Below are 14,506 nucleotides of genomic sequence, written 5' to 3' on the forward strand. Positions count from 1 at the left end.
GTGTTCGGGGAACCATCAACGAAACAGATCCAGATCGATGAAATTACCCATTGCCGTTTCACCCTCTCCATTGGGGTGGAGATTGTCGCCAAGTTGCAGCGGGGCTGCCAGCCGCGACGGATCGGATTGATCGGCAACCACGGTATCGAGTCTGATCACGGCGTCGAATTCCCCCGAGGTCAGGATCCAGCGATTTACTTCTGCGCGGATCGCTTCGCGCTCGTCGGTGTAGCGCGACGCGCCGCGCCAGGGCAGGATCGGCGACCCATAAACCTTGATGCCCGCTTCGTGCGCGCGAGCGATCAACTGCCGATAGCCGCGGATCAAATCGCCCGCTTTGAGCGGATTTTCTGGCCCTGAATTGCCGATATCATTGATACCCTCTAGCAGGATGACATGGCTGACGCCCGGCACGGCGAGAACATCGCGGTCAAACCGGGCAAGCGCGCTGGGTCCAACCCCGCCGCGCAACACGCGATTGGCTCCGATGGCTTGGGTGATCACAACATGCGGCATGTCGGTCGCGGCGAGGCGCCTGCCGAGCACCTCACCCCAGCGGCACGCAATGGGTGCGGCGTTGGCGCAACCGACATTGTCGGTAATTGAATCGCCAAAGGCGACAATCACCGGCCTTGACGTGCTGCCCAGCACGTCAAGGCCGGCGAGCACAGGGCGATAGGCATGGGTCTTGCTGACGGGAAAATCAGAGCTGGCAGTATGATCGCCCTTTGCCGAAACGAGAGTTGGCTCCCCGCGAACGCCATGAACGGTCGAAAGGCTCGTTTCATCGGGAAAATAGATTGCCACTTGCACCAGTTCGAATGCATCAACAGGCAAATCGACCGGATCACTTATCAAAGGCGTCCTTTGCCAGATCGTGGCTGTCGGCGCGCCATCAAAGTTTGCCCGCGCGATTTGCCCGTTTGCTCGCCTTACCGTCACAGCACCGATTGTTAGCGGGTCGTCCCCATATTCATTTGACAGCCGCAATCTGATCGCTTTCCCCGCTGCGCCAGAGCGGATTTCCATGCGGATCGTAGCATTTTCGATTTCCAGCGTGTGCCGTTGGGTGCCTTGCCACACGCTGGATGTCCATGCCCGCGTCCAATGCTGCGGTTCCGATGCGAGGGCGGGAACCGCAGCAATCAGCAGCGCTATACAGAATACCAGATTGCCCAGAGTCGCCCTGGAGTTCAGCTTGGCGGCCATTTTTTTGATCCTTTACACCTGACCTCCTTCAGAAATTCTTGCGAATTCGGAAGGTTAACTGCCGACCGCGCGCACTATGCAATTGCGGGATGAAGCTGAAATCGCTATCTGCCAGAGGCGGATCCTCACCGAACAGATTGTTGATGCCGAGTTGGAAACTTGTGCCATCAAGCGCCCCGGAATTGATGCGATATCCGATTGATGCATTGAGCGTGAACATGTCGTCGACACGGTAAGGCGAGCCTGGATCGGGATTGGGATTGCCGTTGATGTCGGTGGTATCCTGCAATGCGCTTGTATCGAATACGCCGCCCACATATTGCCCGAACAGGCGAAAATTGAGCGGACCGGATTCCAGACTGAGATTGGCAGTCCAGCGCCATTTCGGGCGACCATTTTGTTCGCGCAATTCGCCAATATTGGCGATAGTCAAACTGTCGGGCAGATCGCCATTGGCAATTGCCGCCAGCAATTCTGTTCCGTCAGGGCCGGGCGACTGGATGAACTTCTCAAGGTAGGCTGCATTCGCTCCAATCTCGAGCTTGCCAAGTCCAAGCACATCGCCAAAATTCCAGGCCATCCCGAAATCCCATCCGCCAACATCGCGTCCGTCCAGGTTGAGATAGGGATCAAGCACCTGGGCAATCCGGCCCACCGGCTCAAGGCCAGTGCCTTCAAACAGGAGGATGTCATCTGCTTCAGGCGCGTTGCGGATGACATTGGGATTGCTGCTGCCATTGATGCGTCGCAACAGATCAAGGGCAATGGCATTGGCATCGCCGAACACGCCGACGATCCCTTTTTGCTCAACCTGCCAGTAATCCGCCGTCAGCGCCAATCCGGGAAGAAATTCAGGAGTGAACACAATCCCCAGATTGATGCTTTCGGTTTCTTCGGGCTGCAGAACATTGGTGCCGGTGCGCAGGGAAACCGTGCCTTCGCCAACGCAATTGTCGAAGGAGGCAATGATCCCTTGTTGGATCTGGGCAAAGCACCGGACAAAATCATCGCGCGAGTTGGCGCGGGTGGTGCCAAGATCGTTCACCTGCACCAGATTGGGTGCCCGGAACCCTTGCGACCATGCGCCGCGCAGCATCACTCCTTCGAAAACGGTCCACGATGCCGCAACACGCGGGACGATTGCGGTCTCCTTAATGTCGGAAAAATATTCAAAGCGACCGGCCAATTGCACGCTGAGTTCCTGAACCACCGGAATGTTCATATCCTCTGAAATAATCGGGACGAAGGCTTCGAGGTAGCCCGAATAGACTTCGCGGTTCCCGCTGGTATCAGGAGAGGGGCTGGAATTGACCACATCAGAGCCGAAAAAGTCACCAGTTACGCTGTTGGTGTAAGTGATCGTGCCGTCAAGCCGTGGATCACGATCGTCAAAGAAAGTTTCGCGGCGGAATTCCACCCCGGCGGCAACACCCAGGTCACCTCCGGGAAGCTTGAACAGATCATTGCGCGATACTTTGAAATCCCCCAGCAGAAGCGTGGTTCCACCATTGCGGAATACATCCACCTGAATGGCGTCAAGCGCTGCTTGCGCACTTGGCGTGCAGTCGCCATTGGCTGCCGCCACTGACAGCGTTGGGTCAAAGCAGCCACCATTGAAAGGGTTGTAGGCATCGGGTGTGCTCAGATTGATCTGGTTTTCGAGCAAGGTATTGGAAATGCGACCGAGGGTCAGATTGTCTTTTCTGACGTCGTGATAAACAAAGCCGGTGTCGAAATCCCAATTGCCCAATTCCCCGCGCAGACCCAGCACGATCCGGTAATCATCCTTGGTCGTGATGCTCGTGCGTGGACCGGGATCAACCACCCGGTATCGCTCCAAAAGCAAATCGCGGCCTTCGGGACCAACGCCGTTGATCCCGCTTGCCAAGCGGTTGGGATTGGCTACTCCATTAGCAAACACAGCTGCCCCGAATGGATTCCAGTATGCTTCCCGCGAAATCGCGATCGGAACGGCACTCAGTAGAGCCGAAGTCTCGATCAGTCGGCTGGCTTCGGACCGATAATAGGATCCTTCGAAATACAGCTCCAGCCCGGGGTTAAATTCATGATTGAACAAGACAGAGGCATTGTATCGGTCTTTGTCCGAAAACAACGTTCGCTCATTATCGCGGTCAAAACGAATTTCCTGATCGACTGTAGTGCCATTATCGGCACACAGGCCATTGCCCAAGTCCAGGCGGCAACCGCTTAGAGAATCGGGTTGAATCTGAAAATCATCATCGCCTATTGCGGTCGCACTGCTGGCGCCAGCTCCCTGAATGTCGAATTGTCCCCAGGGGGACAACGAAGAACGATTATCAAAGTTGAGATCACCTTCAAAAGGCGTGCCGATCAATGCTGGATTGAAGCGTTGATCGGAGTTTCCAGCATAGGATCGCACAGATGCCGGCACGCCATTTTCATGGAACCAACCGCCATACAGGGTAATATTGCTGCGGCCTTCGTTAAAATCGAAGCCGAAGCCGCCGCGAATGCTCCCGCTCCAAAGGTCGATGCCATCAGATTTGCGGATGTCACCCTGCACGAAGCCGCCGTCCCGGCCACCGCGCAGCACTGTGTTGACCACGCCTGCGACCGCATCGGCGCCGTAGATTGCCGAGGCACCATCGCGCAGCACTTCAACGCGGCGCACGCTTCCCGGCATGATTGTATTGGTATCAGGCGACACGGCCGGGACCAGCAATTCGGTCTGAAAACCAGGGTCCAGCGCCATGCGGCGGCCGTTCAGCAGCAAGAGCGTATTGCCGGTGCCCAATTCGCGCAAATTGATCGAGGCAATATCGCCGCGCGCAAAGTTGACACTGCCCACGCCTGACTGCTCGTTGAAATTGACAGCGCCCGCTTGCGGCAATGAGCGGAATAATTCGTCACCAGATGCCGGATTGATCGCTTCGATCAATTCTTCATCGACCACCGTAACAGGCAGGATATCATCAATCTTCGCACCTTCGATCCGCGAACCAGTAACTGTGATGACATCATTGCCCGAGGTGGCGGAGGATTGTGCCTGATCGTTTGCGGCGTCCTGTGCATAGGCAACAGAGGGCGATATTACGCTAGCACTGGCCAACAAAATCGCTTTTCGGATTGTGCAAATCGGCATGAAAATTCCCCTCATTTCAATATTACTTGATTCGATTTCGATTTATTTGTACCCATATTTTAATATTAATGTAATTGTTTCATAATTGATATTTTAACATCAAGCATTATTTAGAACGGAATATTTCCCACTCCAACTTCTTGCAGAGCAGGCTTTGCTGCATGACGCGGGCTGACGGTCATTGAAACGCCGTCGCCAAATTGAAACCGTGGCGTGCGAATCCGCTCTTGCAAATGACAGCAGCAAGAGTCGGGCACTGCGATTGGCTAACCTTTACGCGCGTGATGGCTGTCATTTTATCCATCGAGACGGATGTGTGTTCTTATCATCCTCCGATAGTTCCGCACGCAGGGAACGAATGCCATTTCCAATAGCATTGTGTGCCATGCATAGGGGTTATGCCGATTGCGTCGCTAACTCTGTGGCTGAGCGAGTCTTCCGCGAAGCCGGAAATGTCTCAGCCAGCAATCTTGCCGCACGTTCCGCCGAACCTGCAGCATAGGTCCACCCCAGCGATCCATGTGCGGTGTTGGCAATAACTCCCTGAGCGATTGACCGAATTACTGGCAGGGAATTTGGCGACATTGGACGCAAACCGGCCCATCGTAGGTCAATTGCGTTGTAATCCGCCGCCTCTGGCAAGGCCGCGCGTGCCGTCGCAATCAGCAAGTCGATGCGTGCGGGGTCCACCGCTCGGTCGCGATTGCCTAACTCTGCCAGGCCAGCAATGCGCATACGATCGCCCAAACGGGCGAAGACGATCCGGTTTGCTACATCGGTCACGCAGACAGACGGAGCCGCTGCACCGGGTTGCGCGGTGATCGAATAGCCCTTCATCGGCTGAATCGGGATCCGCACCCCGAGAAGGCGTGCAAGGCGCGGCGATCCGGTTCCTGCACACAGGACCAATCGGTCGGCACTGAGCTGCTTTCCACAAAGGGTTTCTATGGCGGGCTGCTGACCGGCTGAAATTGCAATTACCTCAGTGCTGAACATTGCTCTCCCGCGTCCACTGGCCAATAGCGCCTGACCAGCGCTGGTGCAGAACAGGTGGGGATCGCCGACTTCCTCGCGCGGTGTGTATAATGCGCCTGCTATGTCATTGCCGACCGGGGCCAGCATCGGTTCGATGGCGACCGCACCTGTTGAATCAACGGCATGCTGTTCGATCCCGAAGTCCCGCTTGACAGCGGCTATCTTGGACGCAGCTACAAAGCCTTCTGCACTGCGGTAAATGTGCAATTTACCTGGCATTCCCTGGTCAAATGCGAGTTTGAAATGCGCGCTCAATCGGTCAAGCGCCTTGCGTGACTCGACAGCGAGTTCCAGCCCCTCCAGCGTGTTGGACAGGAACCTGCTCGCTCTGCATTCACGCAAGAAGGCGATGCCCCAGCGAAGGAAATCAGGGTCGAGGGAAGGGTGCAGGCGAAACGCCGAGTCCGACGCAAACATCAATCCGGGCAATTGCCGCAGGGTCGATGGGCTGGCCAGCGCATCAGTGTAGGCATAGCACAATTGCGCACCATTGGCGTGGGAAGTGCCCATGCCTGGCTTTGCCGATGCATCGACAACAGTTACCCGGTGTCCTTGTTCTATAAGGGTTAGCGCAGTGGCCATCCCCACAACGCCAGCGCCAATTACGATGACGTCAAACTCTTGTTTCATATTCAATTCTTCCTCGCCCCAAGGTCGTTGGCAAGGTTCAGCAAAACGTTCGACGCATTGCGAAAAGGTCGCTGCCATGCCTGATGCCGAAATTAGGATATTGTCTGAGCTTGCCTTGGGCAGCCTGATTTTGCGCAGAGCTTGATAGCTTCAGGTTATGCCACAAATGGTCCATCAGGCCTGAGAGGCTGCACCCAAGACGGACCAGCGCAGTCGATTGATGGGGACCGGCGCGCTGTGCTTGCTGGTCGTGCTTACGAACTGCCCGACCTTTGCCTTTTCCCGAAGCGGGCGAGCAGATACAGCACGGTTCCTGCCAGGCACAGGATCAACAACACCTGCCACGATGCCCATGCGGATTGTAGGGCCGCATATGCGCAAACCGCGATTGCGCCGAGCACCAACAACCAGACGATGGGCGTGCCCCGTTCCTTTTTGGGCAATGAGGCGATGCTGATGGCGTAGACCACCATGCGCGCAAGCGTGCTGACAATCGCCAGCCAGACAAAGCTGCCGGTCAATGCCAGAAAGACGATCAAGCCGCCCATAAAGAGGATCGAATTGACTGGTGTGGCGTAAAGCTCACTCACTCTTGCAAACCAAATCGGCAAAAGCCCGTCGCGCCCCATTGCAAAGGTGGTGCGGGTCGTAGCGGTCATGCCCCCGCTGATATTGCCGAGCAGCGACGACACAGCGGCTACGGTCAGCAGCAATCCGCCCGCCGGGCCGAGCAGTTCAATCCCGAATGCCACCATCGGAGCATCGCCGCCTTCGCCCGGCTCCATTACCGCAACATAGGATAGTTGCACGATGAAATAGAGTGTCGCTGTAGCCAGGATCGTAGCGATCAAGGCGCGCGGGATTGTCCGCTGCGGGTTCGTGGTCTCGCCCGCGGGGACAACGCTGTTTTCAAATCCGACAAAGGCATAGAGAATCAACAGGGCCGCAGCTTCAAGTTCGGTCAGCGGCGGCGGCCCGGCCGGCGCGGTGATCGATCCTCCAGCGACCACCAAACCGAAAATCGCAATGAAAATCAGTGGCAAGGCCTTGAGCAAGGTAAGTGCATCAATCAGCTGGACTGCGCGTTTCAGCCCGACAATATTGATGAATGTGATCGCCGCCACCACGACCAGTATTCCGGCAGCGCGCATCGCTCCATCGGCGAACGGAAGCCATAGGGTCGCCAGATAAGCGATCAGAACATTCGTGTTGGCGGCAAGCGATGTCAGTTTCGCAACATAATAAAGCCAACCGGCCTGGAACGAGGCCACTGGTCCAAATACTGCTGCGTAAACGACCGGGCCACCTGAGGTCGGGTGATGGGCTGCCACCTTGGCAAATGGCACGGCGATCACCAGAACCAGGAGACCGAACAAGGGAAACAGCCAAGGGCTGAAATCGCCGAATTGCAAATAGAGGACAGCGGGAAGCGCAAAAATTCCTGCGCCAACGACTCCATTGAATGACAGGAATGCCGACCCAAAGAAACCGATATCGCGGTTAAGAGCGTCGTCCTGCACGCCGTTATTTTCATTTGCCATCTTGAGCAACCCCATGTGATCCGAAATTGGACCAAGGGTTTGTGACTAACGTTGCAATTTCCCAACGCAACTTGGCTGGGGGACTAGCGGAACGAAATCGTGTATGGATGACCAACGGTTCGATTGATCAAAAACTGCCCTTTGGATAATTAATAGAGGGGTAAGGGCCGGTGGAATTACGCCGCTCTGTGTCCTTTGTATCGGGCAGAACGCGCAGATTACCGCGATTTTCAAACGGGCAGGGTGCCATTGTGCCGACTGGCTTCGCGCCGCATTCCAAAGCCATTTTGCGGATCGTTGTCCTATGCCTCAGAGTTATGGTCATAGGAACAGATGGAAATGCATGTAGGCTGGCGCAACCGGGCTTGCGCGGGCAGTTTGCTCTCAACCAGATAAAAAGCTGCCAGAACGCATTGGATGAGATAGGTTGTTATCATGAATTGTTTGCAAGAATGCGTCCTTTGCCAGTCTCAAAGCGATAGCTTGTCAGAGCGATCCGAGGTCATGACAAAATTGGTCGCCATATTTGCGCGTGTCCTTGCCTCGATCGCATTGGTCAGCCTCGCCATACCGGCACATTCTCAGCACAATGAGATTGTCGAAAACCTCAGTCCACGTATCCAGCAACCTGTCTACGGTTCCAGTGGCATGGTCGTAAGCCAGAACGGTCTCGCCAGCGAAGTCGGCGCGCAAGTGCTGCGAGATGGTGGCAATGCGATTGATGCAGCTGTCGCTACGGGCTTTGCGCTGGCGGTCACTTTGCCGCGCGCGGGGAATATTGGCGGCGGCGGGTTCATGGTCGTCTATCTTGGCGAAGAACGCCGCTCCCTCGTGATTGATTATCGCACCATCGCACCAGCGGCTGCCCGGACCGAGATGTATATAGACAGCGATGGAAATGAGAGTGCCGCTGCTTCGAGTGGCTATATCGCTCCCTCAGTACCTGGTACCGTTGCGGGCCTTTATCATGCACACCAGCGCTATGGACGCCTCCCGTGGGAACGTGTGGTCGCACCGGCCATTCGACTTGCAGAAGAGGGATTTGCGCTCAGCCATGAACATGTCGCAGTGTTTGCTGCCGGCAAGGGACGGATCATGCGCAGCGACGCGGCATTCAGTGCCTATTTCAAACCCGATGGTTCGGCTTACGCCCCCGGTGAAATACTCCGGCAACCCGATATGGCGTGGACTCTGCGACAGATTTCGCAATTTGGTGCCAACGGTTTTTATTCGGGTGAAGTGGCGCGCAAGATTGCCGAAGACATGGCCCGTCACGGCGGGTTGATTACACAAGCTGATCTGAGCGCATACAGGCCGATTGAACGAGAGGCAGTGAGCGGCACATATCGCGGCCTGACCGTCATCAGCGCTCCGCCAGTAAGTTCAGGTGGTACGGCCCTGATTGAAATGCTCAACTTGCTGGAGCCGTATGATCTGGCATCGATGGGGGCTGGCTCGGCAGCCAGTCTGCATCTGCTGTCCGAAGTCATGAAACTTGGAACGGTAGATCGGCGGAAATATATTGGCGACCCTGCCTTCTTCCGCTTGCCAGTCGAACAACTGATTTCAAAGGAATATGCCCGCGAGCGTGGCCAGCGAATTTCTCTCACTCGTGCCCTGCACCCGCGCGATCATGCGCAAGTCGATCCGTGGAGCTTTGAAAGCCAGAACACAACCCATTTTTCGGTTGCAGATGCAGAAGGAAATGCCGTCAGCAATACCTATACTCTGGGATCGGATTTTGGCTCTGGGGTGATGGTAGAAGGGGCAGGTTTCCTGCTCGACAATCAGATGAATAATTTCTCTCACGAGGTTGCCTATCGCGCTGAACGCGACGGTCGACAGGCTCCGGTGAATGCCTTGGCGCCAGGAAAACGGATGTCTTCCAGCATGACACCAACCATCATATTGAAGGATAATCAGCCATGGCTGGTCACGGGATCGCCGGGAGGCAGCACGATTATCGGCAATGTCCTGCAGGTCATTGTTGGCGTAGTCGATTTTGGCCTGAACGCGGCAGAGGCGACCAATCAACCGCGCATCCATCAGGAAGGCACCAATCTGCTGAGCATCGAACAGGCGCTCAATCCCGATACACAAGCAATCCTGTCCAGCATGGGGCACGAATTGCGGGTGAGCGATTTTGCCTTTGGCAGCGCCCAAACAATCATGATTGAACCTGGAAATCGATTTAGCGGCGCTGCCGACCCGCGCCGACCAGATGCGCTTGCAGTTGCGCCCTAAAGGTGCTGACAGAGTTGCCGGAAGCATTTTTGCTGACCAGAACAGAAGGCACGGCATGCGGCTTCGCCATATAGAGATATTCTACGCGGTTTATGCCAATGGCTCGATCACCGCGGCGGCTCACGTCCTGAATGTCTCGCAACCCTCTGTCAGCAAGGCATTGATGCATGCCGAAAGTCAGATCGGTTTTCCATTGTTCAAGCGCACTGCTGGCCGGTTGATTCCCACCGAGGAAGCGCATGTCCTGTTCGAAGAAGTGCGCCCGATCTTCGAACGGCTCGAAACCTTGCGACTGGTTGCTCACAATCTCCGGTCGGGATCCGGCGGACATATTCGGCTCGCGGTGGTTCCGGCACTGGCGCTTGATGTTGCCCCGATTGCTATATCAAACTTTCGCGCCATCAATCCTGGCGTCAATTTCTCGGTAAAGGTGCTGCACCATGATGAGGTTGATCGCACCTTATTGACGCGTGAAACCGATGTGGCGATTGTCTACGATCCGGTGGAGCACCCGCTATTGCAGACCTTCAAGGTTGGATCGGGCGAAATCATAGCGCTGAGCCGGCGCAGCGAATTGACAGATTCTGATAAGCGGTTGACTCTCAATCAATTGGCGGACGTGCCCTACATCGGATCGGCTGATACGGGCCCGGTTAGTGACATTCTTGACATTGCATTGGCGCGCCGATCGCTGGTTCTCAACGAAGTGGTGTCGGTCGATGCCTATTACGCCGCGGTCGAGCTGGTCAGGCGCGGGGGAGGGGTTGCGCTGGTTGATGAATACACCGCCAAATCGAGGCTCGCGGATGGCCTGAGCACGCATCATCTCGAAGCTGATCTGAGTTTTGGTGTTTATTGCGTCCATGCGGCCGATCGTCCTTTGTCACGGCTGGCGCGCACGTTTGTGACCGAGTTCAAACTTCAACTGCGTCAGGCCCGAAGCCGGCATAACCTCACGGCATAGCATCCGGCGCGATTGGAAATAGCTGGTCACGGATCAGTCCGTCATGTCAGCTACTCAATAAGATGCGCTGAGCTACTGGAGGATGCTTTGATCTCGGGTCCATATCTGCTTTATCTTGGCGAAGCCGCTGATCCTATATCGGTAAAGACAGCGCGCGGGATCGCGCAGTGGCGCCCGGACGCTTGTATTGGTCAGCGGCGCTTGCCCGGCTGTGAAATCGACCTTGGCTTGGCTGATCTTACCTATGCCGAGGCAGCTGCCGCCGGTGCGAAGATCATGGTGATCGGCGATGCCAATGCGGGAGGTGTGTTGCGAACAAGCGCGCATCCTGAGATCATTGCCGCGTTGGAAGCGGGTCTTGATGTCGCATCAGGTTTGCATCAGCGGCTTAAGGATGTTGCCGCGATCCAGGACACGGCCCAGCGGTTGGGCCGAACATTGCACGATGTCCGTGATGCGCCAGAGGGGCTGAAAGTAGGCACGGGCAAGCCGCGGGCGGGGCTTCGTCTGCTGACCGTCGGAACAGATTGTTCGGTCGGGAAAATGTATACCAGTCTGGCGCTTGAGCAAGAAATGCGGGCACGCAGTATCCCTGCTGACTTCAAGGCAACCGGGCAGACCGGCGTTCTGATTTCAGGAAACGGCATAGCAATTGATGCAGTGGTCGCTGATTTTATCTCAGGCGCAGTAGAACAGCTTGCCCCTGCGCGGAATGTCCCCGGCTGGGATATTATCGAGGGGCAGGGGTCGCTCTTCCATCCATCCTATGCCGGCGTGTCGCTGGGTTTGCTACACGGCGCTCAGCCGCACGCTCTGGTGCTGTGTCATGAAGCTGGCAGGCCGCATATTCGCGGTCTTGAAGGTCGCCCATTGCCAGGATTCGCCGAATGCATTGATGCCAATCTTGCTGCCGCGCGTCTTACCAATCCGACGGTCCGCGCCATCGGCGTGAGTGTGAACACCTCCAGACTTGACCCACGCGAGCGCCGGGCATTTTGCGAGAATCTGTCTGATACGCTGGGATTGCCTTGCCAGGACCCTCTCATCGACGGTGTTGGCCAAATTGTGGACAATCTGATCGCATGCTTCGAACCCTCATAATCAAGCCCGAGAGCCTGCCGCTGCGGACTCCATTCCGCATATCAAGGGGCGTCAAAACCGCCACTGAGGTGGTCGTAGTCGAATTGCACGAGGAAGGTCTCGTTGGGCGCGGAGAGTGTGTCCCCTATCCCCGTTATGGCGAAAGCTGTGCCAACGTGATCGCGCAATTACAGCCGTTGGAGGCACGGATTGCTGCGGGGGAACCGTTCGATAATCTGGCAGGCTACTTGCCAGCTGGTGCTGCCCGCAACGCGCTTGATTGCGCTATTTGGGATTTGCTTGCACGGCGAACCGGACAGACTGTGGCAGAGCGGCTTGGGCGGGAGCATCCCGCTTCGCTGGCTGCGGCGATCACGATCGGCCTCGATAGCGTGGGCGCGATGCGGGCTGCGGCGCAACAAGCAGCCGGATCACCGATTATCAAGGTCAAGCTGGATGCCGATGATGCTCCAGCGAGGTTCGAAGCGGTTGCCGAGGCAGCCCAAGGCTCGCAGTTCATCATCGACCCGAATGAAAGCTGGAATATCGCCACATTGCGGCAGATGGAATCGGTTGTTGCGCGCTATCGGGTGATGATGGTTGAGCAACCGCTGCCCGCTGATGCCGATGAAGATTTGCGCGACCTCGATTATCCTGCGCCAATCTGCGCGGATGAAGCGGTTCATACCACGGACGATCTGGATGCAATTGGCGACAAATATTCCGTGGTCAATATCAAGCTGGATAAGACCGGCGGGCTGACCGAGGCGCTGCGGCTTCAGGCTGCGGCACGAGCAGGCGGGTTTCAGGTCATGACGGGCTGCATGATCTGCAGTTCCCTTTCGATTGCACCGGCGCTGTTTATCGCCAGCGCCAGCGACTTTGCTGATCTCGACGGACCTTGGTGGCTGGCACAGGATCGGGACGGCGGCTGCCGGTTTGAAAATGGCATGATCTTGCCACCGCGTCCCGGCTTTTGGGGCGATTTGGGAATGAAAGGGGAAGCGGAATGACCAAACCTATCAGAGCACGGATCGTGTGCTGGCAAAGCAGTGCACTGGCGCTCGCGCTGGCATTGTCTGGCTCGCTAACGATGGCAGCTCATGCCAATCCATCGCAAGATGCCGAAGTCCTGATTGCCAATGGGCTGGTTTATACTGGCGAGGACAAGCCGGGGATCTGGGCAGATGTGGCCTTGACCGGGGATCGGATCATTTTTGTCGGCGATGCCAAGGCCGAAGGCATCACGGCGAAGCGCACAATTGATGCCACAGGGATGGTCGTTTCGCCTGGCCTGATTGATGTGCACACCCATTCGGAAGCCGAGTTGACATCGCAAGATGCGGCTGAGCGGCGCGTTCCCAATCATACATTGCAAGGTGTCTCGACCATCTTCATTGGCAATGACGGGGGCGGGACACCGGATATTTCGGCGATGGCGGCGCGGCTGCGGACAGCCCCGGCGGCGGTCAATGTCGCTCAGTTTGTCGGCTTTGGCGAAGTGCGCAAACGGGTGATCGGCGAAACCGCGCGTGCAGCATCGCCAGACGAGCTTGCGGCAATGCGCAACATGGTTGGTGGCGCGATGTGCGAAGGTGCCCTCGGATTGTCGGCGGGGCTTTACTATGCTCCGCAAAGTTATGCGACGACGAACGAAGTGATTGCGTTGGCTGAAGAGGCTGGATGGCGTGGTGGCATCTATGACACCCACTTACGCGATGAAAGCTCTGACAATATCGGCCTGATCGCGGCGGTCAATGAAGCGCTTGAGATCGGCTTGCGGGCGAGCATTCCGGTGCATATTGCCCATATCAAGGCGCAAGGCGTCGATGTTCATGGCAAGAGCACCGAAGTGATCGGCATCATTAATGCCGCGCGTGCTCGCGGTCAGAACGTGACCGCCGACCAATACCCTTGGATTGCTTCGGGAACGCGCGTGAGCAATGCGCTGGTCCCGCGCTGGGCGATGGACGGTGGGATGAGTGAGGTGGTTAGCCGCTTGGGTGATCCCTCGCTGCAAGACCGGCTTGAGCGCGAAATGGCCGACAATATCCGCCGCAGGGGAGGCCCGGAATCGATCCTGCTGACCAGCGGGCCGCATAGCGGGATCACGCTGGGGGCGCTGGCGCAGCAATGGGGTGTTACCCCGGTTGAGGCCGGTATGCGGGTGGTGCGCGATGAAGGCGATGCGCGGATTGCCTCCTTCAATATGACCACGTCGGATATGGAAAACTTTGCACGGCAGGAATGGGTCATCTCCAGCTCCGACGCATCGACAGGCCATCCGCGCAAATTCGGCAGCATGCCGCTGCGCTGGCGCGCTCTGGTGCGCAAGCGGGAAGTGCTGACAGCGCAGCAATTCATCCACCGCAGCACCGGGTTGACCGCCGACATCTATGGTTTGACTGATCGCGGCTATCTGCGCCGGGGAGCTTTTGCCGACGTGCTGGTGTTCGATCCGCGCAATTTCCGCGAAAACGCCGATTTTGCCAACCCGACGCTGCTATCCCAAGGCGTGCAGTTCCTGTTCGTCAATGGCACGCCGGTTGTCGAGGCGGGCAATCCCACGAGTGCCTTGCCCGGCTCTGCGCTGCTCAAGCCGCGCGCCGCTGGCTGGCAATGTCCATCGTAAATCAGGGACCTATCACCCTGAAGCCCGACTTTTGAGCAATCCCATTA

The 14,506-nt window shown here is 56.8% G+C and carries 9 protein-coding genes; 5 read left to right on the plus strand and 4 right to left on the minus strand.

The genetic code is table 11. The features are described 5' to 3' along the window. Positions 1 to 15: 15 nt before the first annotated feature. From ACM64M_RS06110 to ACM64M_RS06125, 4 genes are all read right to left on the minus strand, one after another. Positions 16 to 1,209: an SGNH/GDSL hydrolase family protein gene (locus tag ACM64M_RS06110; RefSeq protein ID WP_416227779.1), complete on the minus strand. Its 1,194-nt coding sequence runs from the start codon at positions 1,207 to 1,209 to the stop codon at positions 16 to 18. A 28-nt stretch (positions 1,210 to 1,237) separates the two neighbouring features. After that, positions 1,238 to 4,300, minus strand: a complete 3,063-nt coding sequence (locus ACM64M_RS06115; RefSeq protein ID WP_416227780.1) for a TonB-dependent receptor domain-containing protein — start codon at positions 4,298 to 4,300, stop codon at positions 1,238 to 1,240. A 429-nt stretch (positions 4,301 to 4,729) separates the two neighbouring features. Continuing rightward, positions 4,730 to 5,998 carry an FAD-dependent oxidoreductase gene (locus ACM64M_RS06120; RefSeq protein ID WP_416227781.1) on the minus strand — a complete coding sequence of 423 codons (1,269 nt, stop codon included), beginning with the start codon at positions 5,996 to 5,998 and terminating at the stop codon, positions 4,730 to 4,732. 254 nt (positions 5,999 to 6,252) lie between these two features. Then, a complete protein-coding gene (locus ACM64M_RS06125) occupies positions 6,253 to 7,539 on the minus strand; it encodes an APC family permease (RefSeq protein ID WP_416227782.1) in 1,287 nt (428 codons plus the stop codon). A 504-nt stretch (positions 7,540 to 8,043) separates the two neighbouring features. Between ACM64M_RS06125 and ggt the strand changes: the two genes are divergently transcribed. The 5 genes from ggt (at position 8,044) to ACM64M_RS06150 (ending at position 14,459) form a co-directional block, all read left to right on the plus strand. Then, positions 8,044 to 9,783, plus strand: a complete 1,740-nt coding sequence (gene ggt, locus ACM64M_RS06130; RefSeq protein ID WP_416227783.1) for a gamma-glutamyltransferase — start codon at positions 8,044 to 8,046, stop codon at positions 9,781 to 9,783. 55 nt (positions 9,784 to 9,838) lie between these two features. Then, complete coding sequence (locus tag ACM64M_RS06135) at positions 9,839 to 10,747, plus strand: LysR family transcriptional regulator (protein WP_416227784.1); 909 nt, start codon at positions 9,839 to 9,841, stop codon at positions 10,745 to 10,747. Between the two features lie 87 nt (positions 10,748 to 10,834). Further along, positions 10,835 to 11,848: an N-acetyltransferase DgcN gene (gene dgcN, locus ACM64M_RS06140; RefSeq protein ID WP_416227785.1), complete on the plus strand. Its 1,014-nt coding sequence runs from the start codon at positions 10,835 to 10,837 to the stop codon at positions 11,846 to 11,848. Continuing rightward, positions 11,830 to 12,840 carry an N-acetyl-D-Glu racemase DgcA gene (dgcA, locus tag ACM64M_RS06145; RefSeq protein WP_416227786.1) on the plus strand — a complete coding sequence of 337 codons (1,011 nt, stop codon included), beginning with the start codon at positions 11,830 to 11,832 and terminating at the stop codon, positions 12,838 to 12,840. The genes dgcN and dgcA overlap by 19 nt, the downstream gene beginning before the upstream one ends. Continuing rightward, positions 12,837 to 14,459 carry an N-acyl-D-amino-acid deacylase family protein gene (locus tag ACM64M_RS06150; RefSeq protein WP_416227787.1) on the plus strand — a complete coding sequence of 541 codons (1,623 nt, stop codon included), beginning with the start codon at positions 12,837 to 12,839 and terminating at the stop codon, positions 14,457 to 14,459. Before dgcA ends, ACM64M_RS06150 begins: the two co-directional genes overlap by 4 nt. The last annotated feature ends 47 nt before the right edge of the window (positions 14,460 to 14,506 follow it).

The organism is Qipengyuania sp. ASV99 (genome assembly GCF_047872805.1).
Lineage (GTDB): Bacteria > Pseudomonadota > Alphaproteobacteria > Sphingomonadales > Sphingomonadaceae > Erythrobacter.

Coding starts and splice junctions, on each gene's coding strand:
- ACM64M_RS06135 (WP_416227784.1), top strand. CDS start 9,839: ATGCGGCTTCGCCATATAGAGATATTCTACGCGGTTTATGCCAATGGC.
- dgcA (WP_416227786.1), top strand. CDS start 11,830: ATGCTTCGAACCCTCATAATCAAGCCCGAGAGCCTGCCGCTGCGGACT.
- ACM64M_RS06110 (WP_416227779.1), bottom strand. CDS start 1,209: ATGGCCGCCAAGCTGAACTCCAGGGCGACTCTGGGCAATCTGGTATTC.
- ACM64M_RS06120 (WP_416227781.1), bottom strand. CDS start 5,998: ATGAAACAAGAGTTTGACGTCATCGTAATTGGCGCTGGCGTTGTGGGG.
- ggt (WP_416227783.1), top strand. CDS start 8,044: ATGACAAAATTGGTCGCCATATTTGCGCGTGTCCTTGCCTCGATCGCA.
- ACM64M_RS06150 (WP_416227787.1), top strand. CDS start 12,837: ATGACCAAACCTATCAGAGCACGGATCGTGTGCTGGCAAAGCAGTGCA.
- ACM64M_RS06125 (WP_416227782.1), bottom strand. CDS start 7,539: ATGGCAAATGAAAATAACGGCGTGCAGGACGACGCTCTTAACCGCGAT.